The sequence below is a fragment of the Endobacterium panacihumi genome, from assembly GCF_050847465.1.
Taxonomy (GTDB): domain Bacteria; phylum Pseudomonadota; class Alphaproteobacteria; order Rhizobiales; family Rhizobiaceae; genus Neorhizobium; species Neorhizobium panacihumi.
Window position 1 is genome coordinate 1 of sequence record NZ_JBOZRA010000011.1, and the last position, 19,619, is coordinate 19,619.

General features: G+C 55.0%; 22 protein-coding genes. 10 read left to right on the forward strand and 12 right to left on the reverse strand.

Annotated features, from left to right (window positions below; translation table 11 throughout):
- Positions 1-132: 132 nt before the first annotated feature.
- Positions 133-825, reverse strand: a complete 693-nt coding sequence (locus ACRQ1B_RS27870) for an NYN domain-containing protein (protein ID WP_432297498.1) — start codon at positions 823-825, stop codon at positions 133-135.
- A 477-nt stretch (positions 826-1,302) separates the two neighbouring features.
- On the opposite strand from ACRQ1B_RS27870, the gene repA reads away from it, so the two are divergent.
- The 5 genes from repA to ACRQ1B_RS27895 all read left to right on the forward strand — a co-directional run bounded on the left by repA (position 1,303) and on the right by ACRQ1B_RS27895 (position 5,553).
- Complete coding sequence (repA, locus tag ACRQ1B_RS27875) at positions 1,303-2,520, forward strand: plasmid partitioning protein RepA (RefSeq protein ID WP_432297499.1); 1,218 nt, start codon at positions 1,303-1,305, stop codon at positions 2,518-2,520.
- Complete coding sequence (gene repB, locus ACRQ1B_RS27880) at positions 2,517-3,518, forward strand: plasmid partitioning protein RepB (protein WP_432297501.1); 1,002 nt, start codon at positions 2,517-2,519, stop codon at positions 3,516-3,518. The genes repA and repB overlap by 4 nt, the downstream gene beginning before the upstream one ends.
- Before the next feature lie 199 nt (positions 3,519-3,717).
- Positions 3,718-4,932 carry a plasmid replication protein RepC gene (gene repC / locus ACRQ1B_RS27885; RefSeq protein WP_432297502.1) on the forward strand — a complete coding sequence of 405 codons (1,215 nt, stop codon included), beginning with the start codon at positions 3,718-3,720 and terminating at the stop codon, positions 4,930-4,932.
- Between the two features lie 61 nt (positions 4,933-4,993).
- Positions 4,994-5,272: a CopG family ribbon-helix-helix protein gene (locus ACRQ1B_RS27890; protein WP_432297504.1), complete on the forward strand. Its 279-nt coding sequence runs from the start codon at positions 4,994-4,996 to the stop codon at positions 5,270-5,272.
- Positions 5,260-5,553: a type II toxin-antitoxin system RelE/ParE family toxin gene (locus tag ACRQ1B_RS27895; RefSeq protein ID WP_432297506.1), complete on the forward strand. Its 294-nt coding sequence runs from the start codon at positions 5,260-5,262 to the stop codon at positions 5,551-5,553. Before ACRQ1B_RS27890 ends, ACRQ1B_RS27895 begins: the two co-directional genes overlap by 13 nt.
- A gap of 141 nt (positions 5,554-5,694) precedes the next feature.
- On the opposite strand, the gene ACRQ1B_RS27900 is transcribed toward ACRQ1B_RS27895, so the two are convergent.
- Both ACRQ1B_RS27900 and ACRQ1B_RS27905 read right to left on the reverse strand, forming a co-directional pair.
- Positions 5,695-6,090 carry a hypothetical protein gene (locus ACRQ1B_RS27900; protein WP_432297507.1) on the reverse strand — a complete coding sequence of 132 codons (396 nt, stop codon included), beginning with the start codon at positions 6,088-6,090 and terminating at the stop codon, positions 5,695-5,697.
- Positions 6,069-6,569 carry a hypothetical protein gene (locus tag ACRQ1B_RS27905; protein WP_432297508.1) on the reverse strand — a complete coding sequence of 167 codons (501 nt, stop codon included), beginning with the start codon at positions 6,567-6,569 and terminating at the stop codon, positions 6,069-6,071. The genes ACRQ1B_RS27900 and ACRQ1B_RS27905 overlap by 22 nt, the downstream gene beginning before the upstream one ends.
- A gap of 179 nt (positions 6,570-6,748) precedes the next feature.
- Here ACRQ1B_RS27905 and ACRQ1B_RS27910 point away from each other — a divergent pair, with 179 nt between their 5' ends.
- Together ACRQ1B_RS27910 and repC (ACRQ1B_RS27915) are read left to right on the forward strand one after the other, a co-directional pair.
- Positions 6,749-7,105, forward strand: coding sequence for a helix-turn-helix transcriptional regulator (locus ACRQ1B_RS27910; RefSeq protein WP_432297510.1), 357 nt, complete (start codon positions 6,749-6,751; stop codon positions 7,103-7,105).
- The gene (gene repC, locus ACRQ1B_RS27915; protein ID WP_432297512.1) at positions 7,102-8,430 is read left to right on the forward strand and encodes a plasmid replication protein RepC; all 1,329 of its coding nucleotides are present in this window, start codon (positions 7,102-7,104) and stop codon (positions 8,428-8,430) included. Before ACRQ1B_RS27910 ends, repC (ACRQ1B_RS27915) begins: the two co-directional genes overlap by 4 nt.
- Positions 8,431-8,531: 101 nt before the next feature.
- Here repC (ACRQ1B_RS27915) and ACRQ1B_RS27920 read toward each other — a convergent pair whose 3' ends face one another.
- A complete protein-coding gene (locus ACRQ1B_RS27920; protein ID WP_432297513.1) occupies positions 8,532-9,137 on the reverse strand; it encodes a hypothetical protein in 606 nt (201 codons plus the stop codon).
- Between the two features lie 492 nt (positions 9,138-9,629).
- Between ACRQ1B_RS27920 and ACRQ1B_RS27925 the strand changes: the two genes are divergently transcribed.
- A complete protein-coding gene (locus tag ACRQ1B_RS27925; RefSeq protein WP_432297514.1) occupies positions 9,630-10,247 on the forward strand; it encodes a hypothetical protein in 618 nt (205 codons plus the stop codon).
- Positions 10,248-10,855: 608 nt separating this feature from the next.
- On the opposite strand, the gene ACRQ1B_RS27930 is transcribed toward ACRQ1B_RS27925, so the two are convergent.
- Genes ACRQ1B_RS27930 through ACRQ1B_RS27945 form a run of 4 tightly spaced genes read right to left on the reverse strand, consistent with a single transcriptional unit; the run spans position 10,856 to position 13,058 of the window.
- Positions 10,856-11,059: a hypothetical protein gene (locus ACRQ1B_RS27930; protein ID WP_432297515.1), complete on the reverse strand. Its 204-nt coding sequence runs from the start codon at positions 11,057-11,059 to the stop codon at positions 10,856-10,858.
- 7 nt (positions 11,060-11,066) lie between these two features.
- Positions 11,067-11,324: a hypothetical protein gene (locus tag ACRQ1B_RS27935; protein WP_432297516.1), complete on the reverse strand. Its 258-nt coding sequence runs from the start codon at positions 11,322-11,324 to the stop codon at positions 11,067-11,069.
- Positions 11,321-12,613 carry a Y-family DNA polymerase gene (locus ACRQ1B_RS27940; RefSeq protein WP_432297517.1) on the reverse strand — a complete coding sequence of 431 codons (1,293 nt, stop codon included), beginning with the start codon at positions 12,611-12,613 and terminating at the stop codon, positions 11,321-11,323. Before ACRQ1B_RS27940 ends, ACRQ1B_RS27935 begins: the two co-directional genes overlap by 4 nt.
- Before the next feature lies 1 nt (position 12,614).
- The gene (locus ACRQ1B_RS27945) at positions 12,615-13,058 is read right to left on the reverse strand and encodes a LexA family protein (RefSeq protein WP_432297519.1); all 444 of its coding nucleotides are present in this window, start codon (positions 13,056-13,058) and stop codon (positions 12,615-12,617) included.
- Positions 13,059-13,349: 291 nt separating this feature from the next.
- On the opposite strand from ACRQ1B_RS27945, the gene ACRQ1B_RS27950 reads away from it, so the two are divergent.
- Positions 13,350-13,709 carry a hypothetical protein gene (locus tag ACRQ1B_RS27950; RefSeq protein ID WP_432297521.1) on the forward strand — a complete coding sequence of 120 codons (360 nt, stop codon included), beginning with the start codon at positions 13,350-13,352 and terminating at the stop codon, positions 13,707-13,709.
- Positions 13,710-13,741: 32 nt separating this feature from the next.
- On the opposite strand, the gene ACRQ1B_RS27955 is transcribed toward ACRQ1B_RS27950, so the two are convergent.
- On the reverse strand, positions 13,742-14,143 hold the full coding sequence (locus tag ACRQ1B_RS27955; RefSeq protein WP_432297522.1) for a helix-turn-helix transcriptional regulator: 402 nt from the start codon (positions 14,141-14,143) through the stop codon (positions 13,742-13,744).
- 391 nt (positions 14,144-14,534) lie between these two features.
- Positions 14,535-15,230: a carboxylesterase family protein gene (locus ACRQ1B_RS27960; RefSeq protein ID WP_432297524.1), complete on the reverse strand. Its 696-nt coding sequence runs from the start codon at positions 15,228-15,230 to the stop codon at positions 14,535-14,537.
- A gap of 912 nt (positions 15,231-16,142) precedes the next feature.
- Here ACRQ1B_RS27960 and ACRQ1B_RS27965 point away from each other — a divergent pair.
- On the forward strand, positions 16,143-16,592 hold the full coding sequence (locus tag ACRQ1B_RS27965) for a hypothetical protein (protein ID WP_432297526.1): 450 nt from the start codon (positions 16,143-16,145) through the stop codon (positions 16,590-16,592).
- A gap of 440 nt (positions 16,593-17,032) precedes the next feature.
- Here the strand turns inward: ACRQ1B_RS27965 and ACRQ1B_RS27970 are convergent, their stop codons facing one another.
- Complete coding sequence (locus ACRQ1B_RS27970; RefSeq protein WP_432297527.1) at positions 17,033-18,010, reverse strand: hypothetical protein; 978 nt, start codon at positions 18,008-18,010, stop codon at positions 17,033-17,035.
- 483 nt (positions 18,011-18,493) lie between these two features.
- Complete coding sequence (locus ACRQ1B_RS27975) at positions 18,494-19,558, reverse strand: FRG domain-containing protein (RefSeq protein WP_432297528.1); 1,065 nt, start codon at positions 19,556-19,558, stop codon at positions 18,494-18,496.
- Between the last annotated feature and the right edge of the window lie 61 nt (positions 19,559-19,619).

The window sequence follows — 19,619 nt, forward strand, 5'->3', positions numbered from 1 at the left end:
CGCGCCCATTTCATGGTTGCGCCGTCGGACCGCAGGACGGGTTTAGACATCTCCAGCATCTTGGTCAGATGGTGTGGTTTAGCGTACCATGAATGAGGCTTGATACTTGCGCGCCGACGTCCAGGAACGACATCAGGCAATTGATGCTCGCAACTCGTCCTCCGAAATATGACGGCGGACCCAGTGGGCATGGTTCGCTAGCGAAACGTTGGCCTCCCTTTCCACTTCGCCACCGTCGCCGATCTTGCGGGTAGGGATAACGAGCCCTCGGACGATATGTGGGCAGCGGGCCGCCAGCATTTCAAAAGCGGGCGTAAGATCGGTGTCATTGGTCACGAGCACCACCTGATCAACTTCACCGCGGATCGCATCGTCGTAGAGTTGAAGAGCCAGGCTCACATCAGACCGCTTCTCTTCGAGCTTCCAGACCTGAACCTTGTCACAGTCACGTGGCCAACGATTTGGATCGTCGGCCGGCACCACATGTTGGTTGGCCTTGTAGAGCGAGTATGAACCCATGACGAAGGAGACACGACCCTGGCAATGGGTTGTTAGCGCATTGTGATAGTGCGCTTGCGACGACACCGAGTCGTCGCCTTTGGCGGCACTTTCGATAATTTTTGCCGTGAAGTATTTGACGGCGCAGTCGGGGTCCAAGACCACTGTGGCCGAATTGCCCTTGGGGGTAGGGCGGTAGAGAATGCTGGGTAAGATCTGATGCTCAAACAGAGCCAAGACATCGAGCCATTTAAAAGCGGTTTGGCGCAGGCATCCGTAATAGAGATTGTAGCCGTCGATATAGACGCGTGTTCGTAAAGCCGGCACTCTCTGCCCCCAAGACATAAAAAAACCGGCTTGCGCCGGCTTTTTCCCCCAACCTCCCGGAGCCCAAAGTCTCTCAGGTTGCTGGGTTAGTTGTTAGGCGGAACATAGGCTGTACCCACGTCAAAGTCAATAATCGAGGCTCAGTACGGAGCAGGGCAGACAACAGATTTGCTGCGAAAGTCGTGACGTTGAACATTTGAAATGGGACTATCATCCGAGTTCGAGGTTTCGTGGAATAAGCCGATCAAGCCTGTGGCCAAACGATAACCGATTCTCTTCGCTCTATGGCAAATCCTACTCTGCTCGCTGATCTACAAGAAATCATTGTCAGCTGACAATTTGTTTAAGTTATTGAAAAACATATTTTTCTTAGATCTTTCGATTTGGTTAACGCGCGTTAACCAAAAACTGCTTGACGCAAAGGCGCTCTATGAGATCATTTGCGGAAATTCCAGGGAATTATTGGATTTACCGTGAATGGCGAATAAGACCGCAAAACGAGCTAAAGTCGAAAAAATCGAGCGTGTCTCGATTGATAAAACCATTGCTGATGATTCTGCAAAATTAAGCAGCAATCTCCAGGAGTTGTCTGCTCGCCTGTTCTCGCCGGATGAACAGAAGGCGCTTCGTCGATTCAGCAGCACGGAGGCGGCCAAGCTGCTCGGGGTGACCGATAGCTATGTACGCCATCTCGCATCACAGGAAGATTCCGTAACGTCGGAGAAAACATCAGGCGGCCGTCGGACGTTCTCTCTCTCAGAGATCAACACCATTCGGCAGCTGCTCGGCAAGACGAAGCCCGTCTACCTTCCTGGGCGCCGGGAAGACGATCATTTGCAGGTTATCGCCGTCACAAATTTCAAAGGCGGCTCTGGCAAGACGACAACATCAACGCATCTCGCGCAGTATCTTGCTCTGCGCGGGTACCGCGTTCTAGCGGTTGATCTTGATCCGCAGGCATCCATGTCTGCGATGTTGGGGTATCAACCAGAATTTGACGTCGGAGAAAACGAGACGTTGTTCGGTGCTATCCGATACGATGATATCCGGCGTCCGGTAGGGGAGGTGGTCCGCGAGACCTATTTCCCAGGGTTGGATCTAATCCCCGGAAATCTCGAGCTGCATGAGTTCGAACACGACACTCCGAGAGCATTGGCGGAACGTACTGGTTCTGAAACCGATATGTTCTTCATGCGCGTCGGCAATGCTCTTGCCGATCTCTCCGATCGATACGACGTGGTCGTCATCGACTGCCCGCCGACGCTAGGATTTCTAACGCTTTCGGCGCTGTGTGCGGCGACCGCGGTGCTGATCACCGTGCACCCGCAAATGCTCGATGTCGCTTCGATGAACCAGTTCCTAGCAATGACCTCTGATCTTCTCTCTGTGGTCAAGGATGCAGGTGGAAATCTCGAATATGATTGGATGCGCTACCTAGTGACACGTTACGAGCCGAACGACGGCCCGCAGGCACAGATCGTTGCCTTCCTTCGAAGCCTCTTTGGGGATCGTGTTCTGACCTCGATGATGGTCAAGTCGACCGCGATTTCAGACGCAGGTCTGTCCAAGCAAACAATTTATGAGGCTGCTCGGGAGTCAATGAACCGGCAAACTTATGACCGAGCGGTGGAGGCGATGGACGGAGTTAACCTGGAAGTCGAGGCTCTGTTGAAGAGCTCATGGGGAAGAGCATGAAGAAGGGTCGCGACATCCTCCGAAATATGGTCAGCACAGCTGGTTCAGAGCCGTCGAAGTCGGCTGCGCAACCTCAGGCGCCGCACAAGCCGGCTGGCGCCGTACGGGCAATGAACCTATCCCTCGGACGCCTCAGCGACGAGGCTGCGGCGGCGAAAGAGCTGCGCGTCGCGCTGGCGAGCGGCGACAAGGTCGTCGAGTTGAACACTGCGCAGATCGAAGCTTCATTCATCCAGGATCGCATTCCGACTGAGCATGACGCTGCCCTCGACGATCTTATCTCGTCCATGCGTGAAAGCGGCCAGCAGGTTCCAATTCTGGTTCGGCCTCACCCGACCAAGGATAATCACTATCAGGCGGCTTACGGGCACAGGCGATTGCGCGCTGCCATCATTCTCGATCGTCCTATCAAGGCTGTCGTGCGCCAGCTGTCGGATGAGGAATTGATCGTTGCGCAGGGGCAGGAAAATGGACCGCGCGTCGATCTCAGCTTCATCGAGCGTGCATTGTTCGCGAAGCGGCTGGGGGATCACGGGTTCGATCGAGATCGTATAGCCTTGGCACTTTCGGTCGATAAGCCTGAAACCTCTCGCCTGTTGCAGGTCGCAGAATCCATCCCGACGGACTTGATCCTTGCGATCGGCCCTGCTCCGAAAATCGGTCGACCGCGCTGGTTGGCATTCGCTGAGCTGTTGAAAGACAAGGCGGCATCTACCCGAATCGCCCAGGCCGTAGCAGAAACTCAATTCTCGGGGATCGACACAAACGATCGATTTGCGCGTTTGTGGGCGAAGGGACAAGGGCCGAAGGCGCCTAAGAAGGAAGCGGGTGGCAAAGTGCGCACCCGCAAAGGCATCGTTCTTGCTTCGGTCGAGAAGACCTCGAAGGGAGCAAGGATTACAGTAACATCAGAAGAGTTCGCACAGTTTCTGGACGCCCGTATGGACGATCTGGTTGAACAGTTCGAAAGAGAAAACGCTTCTGGATCAGATCATTAGATCAATTGTCAGCTGACAATTGATCGCCAACTAGGAGATCAAACCGCAAAAGAAAAAGGCCCCCAAACGTCGCCGTCGTGGAAGCCCTTCTCGTCTGTGTAGCAACTAGAGAATCGCATTTCCCCGAATCCCAGTCAAGAGTCTTTGGCGCTGTTTTGGCGAGCGGATTTCTTTTGCCTAATTGGTGAAGGCTGAAGAGATGCAAACGGGAAATGTGACGACGCCTTTCGGGCGGCGGCCGATGACGCTTGCCCTGGTAAAAGGGCAGCTGGATGCGGCCGGACCTCGGCCGGAACGGGCCGTGGAAAAATGGAAAGTGTTTCGTGATGTCGCGGAGGCGCGTCAGCTGCTTGGTCTGCAGGACCGGGCCGTTGCCGTGCTCGATGCGCTCCTGACCTTTTATCCCGGCAATGAGCTGAAACCCGATGGCAGCCTGGTGGTGTTCCCTTCGAACGCCCAGCTGTCGATCCGCGCGCATGGCATTGCCGGCACGACTTTGCGCCGGCATCTGGCAGCCCTCGTCGAGGCTGGCCTGATCCATCGCCGAGACAGTCCGAATGGCAAACGCTACGCGCATCGCGACAATGACGGCCAGATCGAGCAGGCTTTCGGTTTCGATCTCGAGCCTCTGGTGTCTCGCGCTGCCGAACTTGCCGGCCTTGCCCAGCAGGTGGCGGAGGAGGGGAGGGCGTTTCGTCGTGCAAGGGAAGCGCTGACGATCTGCCGTCGTGATGTTCGCAAGCTGATTTCCGCTGCCATGGAAGAGGGTGCTGACGGCGACTGGGAGATGATCGAGACGATGTATGTCTCCATTCTCGCCGGCCTTCCGCGCACGCCAAACCGCGTCCAAGTCGAAAATACCCTCGAAGAGATGGGACTCTTGCGCGAGGAAATCATCAACCGTCTGGAAATCCAGCTTAAATCTGAAAAAACAGACAGCAATGACGTCCAGAATGGGCGCCACATACAGAATTCAAATCCCGAATCCAGCTATGAACTTGAACCTTGCTCTGGAATGGAGCAGGGGGCGAAACCTGAGCCAACCAAGCCCCGTGTTGCCGAGCCGATAAAGGCATTTCCGCTTGGGATGGTGATGCGGGCCTGCCCGCAGATCGCAGATTATGGGCCCGGCGGTGAAATTGCGAACTGGCGCGACCTGATGGGGGCCGCGGTGGTGGCCCGATCGGCGCTCGGCGTCAGCCCGTCGGCCTATCAGGAGGCCTGCGAGGTGATGGGGCCGGAAAATGCGGCCGCGACGATCGCCTGCATCCTCGAGAGGGGAGGGCACATCAATTCGGCCGGCGGATATCTGCGCAATCTGACTGAACGCAGCCGGAAGGGTGAGTTTTCGCTCGGGCCAGTCCTGATGGCGCTGTTGCGGGCGCATGGCGGTGGAGAGGCACTTCGTGCGTGAAAGGCTGGCAAGTTCTAGCTTTCGTGGTAGAGTGCTGAAAGGTAACACCTAGGAATACGCCATGCAGATCACGACCAGTCTCAAGCTTGATAGCGAAATAAAGGACCGCGTCCAACGGCTCGCATCCGCCAGGCAGCGCAGTGCGCACTGGCTGATGAAAGAGGCGATTGAGCAATATGTCGAGCGAGAGGAAGAACGTCAGAAAGCTCGTGACGATGCTTTCGCGGCCTGGCATCAATATCAGGCCGATGGTTTGCACGTGACCGCCGAGGAAGCCGACGAGTGGCTCGCCCGACTGGAAGCCGGTGAGGATGTGGATCCACCTGAATGTCACGGTTGATCTGGTCTCCGAGAGCACTGCAGGATGTGCGGCGTCTTCATGCCTTTCTGGCATTGAAGAATAACGAGGCGGCAACCAAAGCGGTTCGGGCAATCAGGCAGGGCGTGAAGTTTCTGGAGCAGCATCCAGAAGCCGGCCGACCTGCCGAAGAGATGCCGGTCGAGTTTCGAGAGTGGCCTATTGATTTCGGAAGCGCGGGCTATGTTGTGCTTTACCGCGTGGATGAGAAGGGCGTCGTCCTTTTAACTGTACGGCACGGGCGAGAAGAGCGGCGGACGTAACGGAAAAACTGGGAGACAGAGAAGGCGCGGGGACGCATCCGCCTTCTCCGATAGTGGTGGCCGTTCTGCGTGGTCCGGCCCAGCTAGAGAACTGCGTCAGATGCAAGCTTCGAGATCGTGCTAACCATCAGGACTTTCTCTTTAGTCTACGTATTTGAAGGTCTTAAGCGTGGCCAAATGCTGCAAACCTGCCTTTATCTGTTGGAGACGCTCTTTTGAATCACCGCGGATGATGTTGGGTCCAGAAGAGGGAAGCGGATAGTTCGCGCGAAGATCAAATGCGACATAGAGCCAGCCACTTTCTGTCAGGAGATAAAGACCAAAGCGTAAGCCTTTCACCCGACCAAAATTGCCCCACCACCGCCAGAACGTTGCGCCAACGATGTCACGATGCTCGTCTCTAGCCAAAACTCCGCAGCTGCCGTCACTAAAATGGTAAGAGTCGGTTGGTATAGCCTTTCCATGTCCGCCTAAGCGCCAATCCCGACGAGCCTCAAAAGTAACTTGCGGGGAGATCAGACTTTCTGCTGGCAACATTGGGGGGAAAAAGCTCTCTGCGACGTCGATAGAGCGCTTGCCTCCCAGCGTTCGCGCCACGGGGCAAGTTCTGGAATGTTTTGCAGCTCAGTTGGATATGGATGCCGCATCTCCATGCCAAGGTCAAGAAAGCTGCCCGGTAACTCTGCTTCGGGAAACAATGTTGCGAAATCAGTGGCAGCTTTACTGCCTTGTCGATCCTGATGCTTTTTCGAGCCATCTACGGCGAAATTACCGTGTTTCAGCTGAGCCCGTAGAGTGTTCCAGTTCGAATGCCCGGTGAGTTTGGCGATGATTTTCAACCCTTCGCCGAGTGAAAGGTCGATATTTTTCTCGCGCAAGGATGAGACAAGAATCTTTGCGAGCGAAGTCGCGTTTTGTGAGATCTTCACTGAGTTTCCCTTCAATGGGTCAATCTCAACGTCAGTGCTCACGTTGCTGACGTGATCGACCCGTTCAAGGAAAATCGCCGTCGTCATTTGATGCTTCTACCATTCCCTGCGGGGTGTGAGCGGTCGGCAGCATCAGCCTTGTGGAGAGGATGAAATCGCGCGCGCCTTATGTCAAGGTGCCTAACTGTGGATGTCGGATCCTATCGAGTTCCCGATTATTGCAGAATCGCTCTGCATCATGATAGCTGATCTTCGATGCGCAAGACGTGCTGACCCTGAAACAGGAACAAGGTCACGTCATGCCCGAAATTCAAACATCGTCCGTCGCAGTATCGCAGGACGATAAAAAGTCGCTCTCCTCCATCGAGGGTCAGACCGCGAACAACTCAACGCCCCTTCAGTCGGAGCCGCTTCAACGCAAGTCGAACGCGCCCGTGTTCCGGGATCGACTACTTTCCGACAAGGATGTCGCGGCCCGTTATCAGGTCGAAAAGCAGACGATCTGGCGCTGGGCCAGGACTTCAACCAGTTTTCCCAAGTCGTTTAAGATCGAGGGTACTGCCCGTTGGTCGGAGAACGAACTCGACGAGCATGATCGCAAACTGAAGGAGGCACGCCAGTGACCTCTTTCAATCGACTACCAGCTCTGCCGACCCCGATCGGTGATTTTGCGCTTCGTCTCGCGACAAAAAACACGAGCTGTGAAGATAAGACGCCTTGCGAGCTTGCAAGGGACGTGGCGAAAAGCCAGTCACCGGCATCCACCATGAACATCTCACGCGCTACTGTAGCTAATGGCCAAATCGGCAAAGCCGTAAACGTGCGGCACGACAGCCGCTCCCGTGCTCACGTTATGACGCTTCAGATCGTTGATTTGCAGAACGTCTTTAAGCATCTTAAAAAGATTGCACCGACGCTCGGTTTGAAACGGGGCTGTCTGAATACCCTTGAGGCTTTGGCATTTTCTCATCGAACCCACAAATTGGCGTTTGGAGAGCCGTTTATTGTGTTCCGCTCTAATCGATCGCTTTCCGAGAGGACCGGGTCGCCGGAGTCGACATTGCGGGACCACTTCAAGGTACTAATCAGGCTGGGCTTTATGTCCCGTCGGGATAGCCCTAATGGTCAACGACGCTCGCCTCGCGGCCGTGATGGCGATGCTTACGGCTTTGATCTGTCGTTGTTGCTTTCGAGGGCCGATGAGTTTGCCGAGCTCGCCCGCGATATTGAGGAAGAGGAGAGGGAACGCGACCACGTGAAACGTGCCTTAGCCAACTGCCGTTCGACTCTGACCAAAGTCATCGAGGATGCGATGGTACGGAACCCGAGCGAGGAATGGCAAGACCTCACGCTTCGCTTCGAGGCATCCTGGGCGAAGCGGATGCGAAACCCGACTCTGAACCAGCTGATAGAAAAGCTTCGCGAAACCCAGCTGCTACGTGAAGAGGCGGAAGCGCTGTGGATAAGGTCCGGTCAGGCGCCGGAAACCGGTGCCAATGGCAGCGAAATCCAGCGGCATATACAAAGTACAAGTCTAGAATCCTTGTCTGAAAAACAAGGCGAGGAAACGCCGGCCTTTAACGCGGCGGCCAGGTCGGCGACGGCTAAAGTCATCTCGCACAAGGGTATGACCGTGGACCAGATCTGCCGTGCTTACCCCTCCTTGGAAGATTACGGACCAAGTGGGGCGATTGTCAGCCCGTATGACTTTCAGCGTGCAATCGATACGGTTACCAAAATGCTCCAGATTACGCCCAAGGCCTATGACAAGGCTTGCGAGATTATGGGGCGTGATAACGTTGACATCACCATTGCGTACATCCTGCAACTTGGGGAGCAGGTTAGGTCGCCGGGCGCATATTTGCATGCGCTGGCCAAGCAATTTCAGCATGGCGACTATTCGCCCAGCCTAACCGTCAGCAAATTTCTGGTTGGGCCGCGCGGTTAGCGATTCTTGCCGCGCGAGACCGTTCGCGTCGTGAGAGAGCTGGTAACCTCTTGGGTTGTCGGCCTTGTAAAAGGCCGACCCCTGCTCCTCTCGGAAATTAGTCAGTGAAACGTCGGACCGTTGATAAGTTGCCATACGTCAACGTCGTCTGCGTCATCAGTAGCCAGGCTATCCTTCGCGGCCGCGTCAGACGCGATCTCATCATCAAACCTGAATTCACGCAGACGGCTTTCAACAAACTCCAACTGGACGACCTGCCGCATGCAAATTGGCTCGAGCATGCGCCACAGCGGCTCCCGCATTGGCCTCTCTCCCTTCGCCAGCTTGCGCATGTACTCTGGAGACCTGTTCATGTGAAATGCCATGCGTCCGGTCCACGCTTCCCCGAACAACGCCGTACCAAGGGCTGCAAAGTCGCGACCGCTAAGTTTGTCGATGCATGCAGAAGAATTATCGGCATGCGTAGCTCGTTGCTTCTTCCGGCGTTGCACCAGACGCTCGTGCCAGCGCAGGATGTGTGTCATTCTTTCCACAGTGAGCCTCTCCAGATCCGGCCACAGAGAAGGCGGAATGGGGGCTCTTCCGTTTATAAGGCTTGTTACATATTGGCGGCTCAAGCCAAGATGCTGAGCAAGAGAGCTTGCGGGACGTGCTGGAAACATGAAGCGCCCAGCAACCTCGAACATTGTCGAATTGAATTTCAGCATTTCATCCAAGGATTGTCGAACTTCGATCGATATGGCTACAGAAAACAAACAAGAGAGACGAAAACAATCATAAGTAGATCTTTAAAGCTACTCATGCCCTCTCGTTGATGAAACAATTATAGACCTAAATGGTTGGTTATGATATATAAATCTGTGATGAGAGTGTTTATTTTCGCCTGAATTTCTTACCCCTGCGCTTTTGTGTTGACTCGGGTGTGTAACCTTTGATTGAACGTGCAAGATGATGAAATATCGAGTATCTAACTACAACCAGCCCTGCGAATTGATGCAGGTTTCGGCGTTTCTGTCCCCTGTAACCGTTGTTTTTGACAAGGCGATCCCGCGCGCTTGGGCGGCGCGCTGGGCCAGGTTGTTTTCGGACATCAGGAGCAGGTCTGCAGCAACACTGTCCCAGCTATGGTCGATGTAATGAAGCAGACAGGCAAGGCGAAGACTTCTCCTCCTGAGCCCCGACGCAGGACTAAGGGTGCCATGGATTACCATCCCCGGATGCTGCCAAAACTACGTGCGTTATTGGATGCAGGGCGCGATGAAAGCGAGATCGCTGCCTGGTTCGGCGTGAGTGTTCGAACGCTGCGAAGGTGGGCCGATGAGCATAGCCCACTCAAACAAGCTTTAGATAGCCGAGAAGATATTCGGGAGTGGGACGAGCCGCGGAACCTGAAAATGGCCTACGCACTCTCGTCTCGCGGGGCTACGTCGGTTGAAATTGCGCAGGCATTCAATGTTTCATCCCGCACGCTCGCCCGGTGGCGGCAGCGATGCCCCGAGTTCGACGAGGCTCTGACGATGGGTTTCCAGGCTCAGCTGAAGGTCGCAGAGCAGACGCTCTTCAATGTTGCGACGGGTTATGTTTACGAGCAAGAAAAGGCTATTTCCACAAAGGATGGCGTGACCAAGGTCATTGAGCAGAAGATCAGCCACCCCAACCCGGCGATGCTTCGCATGTTCCTCGAAGCCAATAAGCCTGAAAAATACCGGGCCAGCGCGAAGGCGCCGGAGGAGGGAGATCTGCTGAGTGAGCTTCTCCGCGAGGTACAGGAACGAGAAACCAGCCAAGTCAGCATCAACTACAAGGATGCTGGTTGAACGCGGTTCGATCAGAAAATCAACGGAAAACGAGGGCTGGGTTTGCGCCCTAATCAGCGTGAACGATACCTCTTTCCTGTATTGGATCTATCGTATTTGGTATTCCGGATACATTACGTACAGGCGACACAATCTTTGAGCTCATCAAAAAAAGAAACTGTGCGGGTCGAAAATTCCCTAGACATGATCGGAGATTATGGAATTCTGTTGCAGCTGGCCAGTCATCCGGCAAAATTGGGGGAGTGGTGCGTGAACTGGCACTCCTGCCGCGCTGCCCGCGGCAATCGAAGGATTGCCTAGGAATGGTTAGTTGTGCTTTGCGAGATGGAGACAGGTGTGGGCTCGGTACCGTCCTGTCTTAACAGGTTAATCCCTTGACATCATGGTGACCGATATCCGGTTTTGCGCGCGGTTGCCGCAAGACCGGCATCGGAACCGGTTCTCGACCTCCTGCACTCGTGCAGTCGGCAAGAACTGTCTTTTGATCCTGCTCCAATAGACCTTGCCAACATGACCGCATTTTCCGCAGCGACCTTCCAGCATGTGCCATTCCGCCAGCTGCGACACGCTCTCAGTTACTGACAGGTCGACGCTGCTTGCATGTTTCATCAGGGATCCTCGACCGTAAAGCTGATGGACCAGCCGGCACCGACATACCGTCCGCTTGCCATGCGCTCGACCTCCAGAAACATCATGGCATTCGAGATCTCGTCGCTGCGGTCAACATGACTTCTGAGGAAGGTTTCCACTTCGCCGGCGAGCACGACCTCGTCGTATTCCTCGTCACCGCGCGTGAAATGAACATGGATCATGCGATCTTCAGATTTTGCTTCCGGCATCATTGCCTCCTTCGATCAGGATCTGCGCTTGCAGCAGACAGGGAAAACACGCCTCGCAGCCGTCTGTTCCGCGGCGGTCGCAGCCGATCGAGAGGATGCGACGCAATTCGACGAACGGCGTGGAGGCCCCGAACTTTTTCACCAGTGCCTTGCGATCATATTCGCCGTGCCGGTCACAGCGCCGGCAGGTCATGTCGATCCGCTCGCCGCGGAAATCCTTCAAGGTCGGCAAGCTCATATCGCCCTCGCAATCGGCAATTCAGATATTCTTGTCGTGTATCGTGGTGTGCGCATGTCCGCCTTTACCTCAAAGCCGCGCCGTACGCCCTCCGAGGCTAAAACCACGGTCTTCTTGCCCCAGCGATCGTTGACCGCATCGAGTGCCTTTGACAGCCGTGCTGCCGGCGCATGTGCATGGGCGAACAGATCGACCGGCGCCAGCTCCTCCGCCACAAGATCGCTCAACAGGACGCCGGCCTTGAGATAGGCAAAACCATTGCCGCCGGGATCACCTGGCCAGCCGCGCTCGACACTTCTAAGCGCCGCATCGACAAGCGCAAAAGTCGTGCTGGAAGGCGGCGAAAGTTTTGCCGATCGCGAGACACTGCTCTGCCTTGAGCCGTTATGCGGATTGGTATGGAAGAAAGTGGTGATATGGCTGGCGACAAGTCCGTGCCGCCGCAGCTTCTCTGCCGCGCGCGTTGCATGCGCAGTCACAGCTTGCTGCAGCACGAACAAGGTCGTCATCGGTGTGCCTGTCGAGCGTGTCACCGCCATGCCCTTGCGCTGCGGTTCGATATCCTCGATCTCCATGCAGCGCACGCCCTGCAGCTCGGCGACCGTGCGCTCCAGGACAACGGTGCCGATCTTGCGGGCCAGCGGCATGGGCATGTCCCGCAGCTGCGCCACCGTATTGATACCAGCAGCGCGCAGCTTGGTCGTAGTCTGCCGGCCAACGCCCCAGATCTCGCTGACATCCGTGCGGCTCATGCAGAAATCGGCAACTGTCTGGTCAGTGAGATCGCAGACGCCACCAAAAACCGGATTTTTCTTGGCAATGAAATTGGCGAATTTCGCTAGCGTCTTGGTCGGAGCGATACCGACGCAGGTCGGCATGCCGATTTCACGTCGCACGGCTGCCCGCATCTCGGCCGCATGATCGAGCATGCGGGAGCCAAAGCCGGACAGGTCCACAAACGTCTCGTCGATCGAATAGACTTCCGTCACCGGCGAAAACCGACCGATGACGGTCGCCACGCGCCGGCTGATATCGCCATAAAGCGTATAGTTCGACGACAGCAGCCGGATGCCATGTTCCTTCGTCTTGTCTTTGAAGAAATGCGCCGGTTCGCCCATCTTGATGCCGAGCGCCTTGGCTTCTTCGGAGCGAGCCACCGCGCAGCCGTCATTGTTCGAAAGCACCACGACCGGCCGGCCATGCAGTCTCGGATCGAACAGCCGCTCACAGGACACATAGAAATTGTTGCAGTCGATCAGGGCGATGGGGCTGGAATTCGTATAAGTCATGTCAATCCACCGGATAACGGCGGGCAATGCCGGCGACGACACCATAAATCTCGGTCGCCTCGGACACTGCGATCGGCGGATAACGGTCCTCTGAGCGAGCTTCCAGCCACAGGCGGCCGTCACGTCTGGTCAGCAGCTTCAAAAGCATGTCGCCATTGTGCAGCGCCAACACGGTGCGGCCTGGCACAATCTTGCCGGCCCGGTCGATTGCCACGAAATCACCGTCCATGATGCCGAGGTCTGAGAGCGAGTTGCCGCTGACCTGATACCAGAAGGTCGCATGCTCATGGCGGATCATCCAGGCGACGAGATCGACCGGACTTTCCAGATCGTCGCCGGCGGGCGAGGGGAAGCCGGCCGAAACCTTGAGGTTCGACGAGCGGATTTCGCGGGTGATGTATTCGACCGATACCGGTTGTAACAGGGCGGCGCCAGAAATCGGCACGAGTTCTCTCCTTCGCGCCGAAGCGCGTGCTAACAGACAATGATGTAAAGGGAGCTCACCGCCGCCAAGCGGCCCCGCGTGTTCTGATTATGTTCTCGTGGTAGCGCGAGTCAATAAGCTGTCGCTGAGATTTAACCGAGCATTATTCGCATTTAGTCTGCGATGCATTTCTTCGTCTCCCCATTACAACACGACAGTAGACGAATTTCAAAACATGACGCAGTATTACGTTGTCACGATCCTGCGGGCGTATGCACCTGCAGAAATAGCGTTGTTAATCGGAGCCAGGATATGAGCACGTCGATAACCAATGAGTCTGAGCTACTTGCCGAAACCTTGGCCTGGACCGTGGGGATGATCGCACAAAGCAATACGATGGATCGGGAGCGGATCGCCGAGGCTTACACGGAAGCACAGCAGGTCGTTGCTAAAATTCCCAAGGACAACGGTGATGCCCGACCCCGAATTGTTGCGTGCTTCGCGCGCTCCGATGCCTACAGGCTAAGCATGGATGTCGCATGTGTCGGGTGGACGCTGACAGCGATTGAGGAGCGCATCAACGAACGCGATCTTCCTGACTGGCGCACGTTTCGAAAGGTCATCAGGTCGTCGGTTGGGCTCTTGAATAGCGCGCGCCCCACTGTCCATTGATCGGGTCGCGTCACCAGCAGGCAATATGTCGGTCAGGTCTGGGAGAGCTCGTCGATCCAGGCCGTGATGTCTGTGGACATCCACCGGACTGAATGCCCCAGTTTTTTCGGCGGGGGGAATGTACCTTCTTTGACTCTGCGATAAATCGTTCCTCTCGACATCGACAGGTATTCCGCGACGTCTGCGATCCTCATTAGTTTTGGACCGGACAAGATATCATTGCTGTGTTGGGCATCCGCAGGTTTCTGCTGGATGCGTGCGGCATCCGGTTTAACCTGACTACGCTCAGCTTTTTCCACCTTCTCGGCCAAGGAACTTATCTCATCCTTTTGCGCTTTCATCCGGACGATGACGGCTGCGAACGCCTCAACGATTGCAAGCATTTCCGGATCGAGTTCGGCGATCGCACTCGATGGTGAGTGTTTCGTTTTCATGAAGGTGCTCCGAAATTGTGAAGCTACCCTGATAACCCAACAGCATGTCGAAGCTGTGCCCGTCAGCAGAGCTCGTACAAGTGAACGGGCGCGGTAATGGAAATCACGAGTGGTGGAAACGATCCGTGGTTGCCACCAGAATCGTTGAGCCCGGCGAGGCTTATGACATACATACGCTCGCCAGGTCTCTGGTTTCGGCTAACGACAAAGGTGATGATAGCGGGCGCGTTTCGTACCCGTTACCAGAAACGAAACAGCAGGAGCTGACTTTGGTGTCACGCCACGTGCTGCGACCGATCGATTATGGACGGTCGATTTAGTAAACATAGCGGACAGGCGCCGGCTGTGAATGCGACTACTTTGGTCCTACTTCCAAACGCTGCTTCAGCAACTAGTCCCATAATTCCGGATTACCAAGTGCCGCTCCCTCGACATCCGAATGGTTCACACCTTCCAAGACGGAGAGGCGCGCATTCCGCTTCAGTGTTTTGAGGCGCTCATACATGATAACCGAATCGGACAGAGGAATAACGTCGTCCTCTGTTCCGTGAAAGACCCAGAAGGCAGCCTTCTCGTTTGTTCTGCTCAGATAGTGCCGATTGCCACCACCAGCGATGGGAACGACGGCTGCGAACGTGTTAGGAAACTGTTCCGCCATGGCCCACGCTCCAAAACCTCCTCTGCTGTAACCGACGACATAGATACGTGAGCGATCGACGCGGTATGCGGATAGCACGTCCTCAAGGGCCGCTTTCACCGCCTCAATAGGGTAGAGCAATTCTTCGCTAGGATTTTGTGGCGAGAAAACGAGGAAGGGCAACTGCTTCCCATCCTCGATCAGTTTGGGAATACCGCTCGACTTGACTTTTTCTATGTCGCTACCGCCCTGATCTCCTCCATGCAGCCATACGATGAGTGGATATGTATCACTGGATGTCTCGTAGCCAGCCGGCGTGTGCATTAGATACCGAATGTCAGCTTTCACGGTTGCTGTCGAGGTCATAGCCACCTGTTCGGCATATGCGGGATAGGCGGTAAATATCCCCAATGCAGCGACCATAGTCGCAGACAGAATTTCTCGTCTCATCGTTCATCTCCTCCTCAATAAAGTCGGAGGATCGCATAAGTGGCTGGATCTGGACACCTGTCGAAACTTAAATGGATAACAAGAGGCGCACAGTGTGAGCCTCAGTTTCCGGAACAAAGATTCGCTTTGTCGCACAATTTCTGATTAGTGCGACGTGCAGGTTGTGTCGCACTAGTCGGCCATGGGTAGGGTACTGGCTTCCTCTTTCGGCCCGAAGCAACCATACGGAGCCTCAAGCCGACATTGCAAGGATTGTAAGACCGATAGGAGGCGCCGCAACGGTCAGTAAGTACGCCGCGCTATGCTCGGGTACCCGAACTGCCTCCAACGCTGCACCAGCACGATCGCTCTCGATAATATTCCCGCCATCCGTCACCACGAAGACAAAGAGAAGGAGGCCGGCGCCCAGAGAATGAGCGAATTGCCGATCCTGGATGGGTACTGTGACGTGTTCGATAAGCAGATATGTGAACAAGATAGCGACGGCTCCTGAGATCATGAGAAAGGAGCGAACGCTCCAGCTCAGGATGATCAGCAGGAAGGGCAAGACGTAGGAAGCCAGCGAATGAGCCAGGTCCGGATCATTGATCGAACACAGATCCCCCGGAAGACCTGTAGGGCATCGACCGCCATTGTCGGCCGGCCCGCATCCTATCGCGGGAAACTTGCGACCAAGCCCCTCACTTCCCGCGCTCGAGCACACCAATGACCTTGCCACCGTCTCTTTCAGAGCCGCCGGCAGTGTCGGTGTGCTGTCGTTTGCGGCTCAAGCGTCTTGTCCCATTCGGGTCACGGCTACGGAATCGAGTGTTGCACCCCGATTTTTGATATCCCGCTTCCCGTGAACCTCAAACGATCTTACTAATCAGCGCCATTGATGGGGATATGGGGGCTACATTGGCGAGAAGAATAGTGTCGGCCGAGGCCGGTTCCAGCGCGTCAGGACTGAGGCTGGACGACAGAATCGATATTCAGTGGCAAAAGTTGATCGATGATCGCGACGATTGGAGCGACGAAATCAAAATCAGGGATGCCACGTGGGAAATCACAAAGACGGGGGAAAAATATCGCCTCGCCGGTTCGTACGGCATGATCGTAGATGAAGATGACCGGCGTTGGATAAAAAGGGCGCTGGAGGACGACGCTCCTGTCGTAGTGGTATCACCGTACGTTGCGCGCGTGAACGAGATCCAGACTGATGACCGACGGGAACCCCAGATCATCAAGATAGAGGTCATGACCGGTCCTGACGCCGAGGCGTTTCTCACGACGGAAAAAACTGGCGAGCAGATCGACACGCTGAAGAAAAACTGGCTGCTGATCCTAATTGCGATTGGGGTCGCATGGTGGTGGTTCTTCTAGCTTTGCAGCCCAAGCCAGAGGGGCGCAGGTTGCGGTTTTTACCCTGCTTTCACAGCTGACATTGCATGTGCAATTATTAGCCTGTTTCAGTTTCACATGGGACGAATTCATAAGAAAAAGAGCCTATGCGCCCTGGGGCTCGTTACAGCGTCATTCACATCCGCTTTCGCACAGTTTCCTGTCATCATGGAAATGCGGCAAGCTCGTAGAAGGCCAGAAAACGGTCCTGCAGCTGATCGAGGAAGGATATTAGATCCGTGGCGCACCTGGTCCGCTGCTTCTCCTGCAGAAAGATAAATCCCTCTTTGGAGGCTCTGCCTATATCATCGGGCCGGCCGACATGAACCGTGCGGAAATATCTGCCAACAGGATCCCATGCTCCGCCATCCGATAGCAAATCGTCGCCCTTTGCGGCAGATCAGAGACCCGAGATATCTGGCTTAGAACGGAATATCGTCCGATGGCCCAAAAGATATTTCGGGAACCGCTCCTGCGGGAAGTGGAATTCTGGTGACGACGAAAAGGTTTAGAATGTCGTCCCGATCCATGAAAAGGATTTGCGCTCTCCTGCTCTGGTCCAGCTTCCCCCCGAGCCAATTACGCGCTTGCTTGGTGATATCGCCACCAGCAACGATGAAGGCGTGATCCACAAGGACACGCCTGTTGAGCTCAGGGTCAAAGATCTCGTGGCCAAGCATCATTGAGACCTGATTATAGATCTCCGCAACATTGGCGTTACCACTTTTAGTAACGCCGGAGGAATCGATCTTGCCTTTTTTTGCTTGGATGCCGAAGTAAATCACATGCATTGTAGGCAGGGTAAACCGCATCCAGATATCTTTGCCGTACTCAAGCTGCTTATCTGCATGCCCAGCCGCGGTGATGCGGTGATAGCCAAGCTGCCGGAACATTGGCAGCAAAACCTCTTCGATTAGTTCGTCTTCACTGCATGTGTCGAGGTAATCCGATAATTGCCCCCTCTTCTTGATCTCTTCCGGGGCAAGTGGTCGGTGTGGGTTCGACACTTCAGTGATTTTATTGGTCCTGATGTGCCGGAATTGTAGCGTTGCGCTCTCGTCAAAATAGGCTTCGAACCCTTCTTTTCGGAAAGGCACGTTCAAGACCTCAAGCGCCTTCGTTCGATCGGTGTCATCACCTTCCGCCTCGGAACAATCCATAAGCGTTCTGAACAAATGGACGAACCTAGATGGTAGGGTGTTTGGCTGCGAAGATGGCTCAGCCAATAGCTCCACCAGTCTGTCTGTCGCCCAGATGTAGCGTGTCGTGCCGTCGTGGCGGAAGGGAAGATCGCAATCTTCGAAGAACTGGCTGATGTAGAAGCTGGAGCGATAAGGAAAATGCTCCGCGTCTCCTATTACGCAATCCGCGAGCAGTCTCATATTTTTGGATTTAAACATTCTTCCCCGACTTCTTTGAACCGAAAAATATCGACCCGCTGTAAGATTGTTCTTCTCATAAGAAACAAGAAGGGCAAAGGGCCTTGGCTTTTTGTCTGAGGAGAAAGACCGGCCGCCGGTCTCTCCCCACAAGCTCAAAATCCTACCCCCATCCTTACTCACGCGGCCGCGGCCGCGATCGTGTAGGAGCCGCCAGGATCCGCATGCGCGGATCGTGGCAGCCCCTTCGGGTGGGTGATACCGCTCCCGATTTTAAGCTTGTCCGCTCTCTCCCAATCGGATCGCCGATTGCTGCGGATCAGGAGCGCAGCCCCTGCCCGACCGGGCAAGGCCGCTTCGCGGAAAAGGAGAGCAGGACAATGGCAATACTCACAAAGCAGCAGCGCAAGGCCCATGTCGAAGCCGAAGCAATCTTGACCAAGGACCGTTTGACCGAGGACGAGCGGGAATTTGTATTCCGCAACAGGCACGAGGGCGCGGAGTTCAGATGGAATCTGCCAGCTCTTCCTTCAGTGCAGCCATCAAAGACTCTAATGGGTCTCGCGTTCCTGTAGGATATAGTGCCCTGTGCGCCACGCGAGGGAATGTGTCGCCCCGCCAGAACCGACGTGGGATGAAACTGAATTTGGCAACTAACCTACGTCCAAAATCCATTTCGGCCTGCTGGTAACTTCCTGAAGGTCTTACATCATATATCTCGGGATATTCCCCAAGGAGATAACCCTCTTGCAAATGCGGTCGCATCGCAGAAGGGGGGCAAGCGCTCGAGAGGCGCACAATCTGCATAGATGCCTCTGAACTTGCGGTCACTGCGCCGCTCAAGTTTGGCACTGCGAGAACATACACAAAAGCTTCGGTGTCTTCTTCTACGGTGGCGAATGACGCTGCGACACGAAGCGACTGTGAAACGTCGAGAAGTGGAGTGGGACACACGTCATAGTGTTGGAGGATTGACCACCGAAGTAGACGGTGACGCGCCAAGCGGTCTGCCCCTACCAGTTCTTCGCCTTCATAGAGAGAAAGTAACCGCGTTTCAGCGGTTCGCAAAGTTTCAAATCGTGATCGTAAGGCGTTGGTCGAAACGTTGGGGCGTCCTCTTCGAGGCCGAAAAAGTGTCGGCTTCATCGTCGTCAGACCTGCGGGATTTTTGTAGTCTGTACCTTGTCCTCTGAAGAGAAGGACATGTTCTCGGTTCAGGAATTGGAGTGCGGCGACTTTTCTTGCCAAATCGACGTAGCTTGTCACCCTATGCCCGTCTGACCTTCTAACCCCTGAGTTGGACGCGATCACTGGCTCATCGTGTTCATTGTCGAATATCGACCAGATGGTTTGGCTTCCAATCGTTTCCATTTGCTCCCCGCCTGCCCGTTCAAGATCCTGCACGCGTCCTAGTTTTTTGTACTCGGCTGCCTGCGCGCTTCTGATTGAATGACACAAGAAGAGAGCAATTTCGATGGTCTTTGGCAGTCCGCAAACGATTGTCAGTCGTACGTTTGGATTTAAAGCTGCTTTCGCTTGCCGAATGATGGTGCCGAGGGCGGTATCCACGGACTGGAGTGGCTTCGACAGTCGCGCAAACCCCATCAAAACATTAGCCGGCTAATTAAAG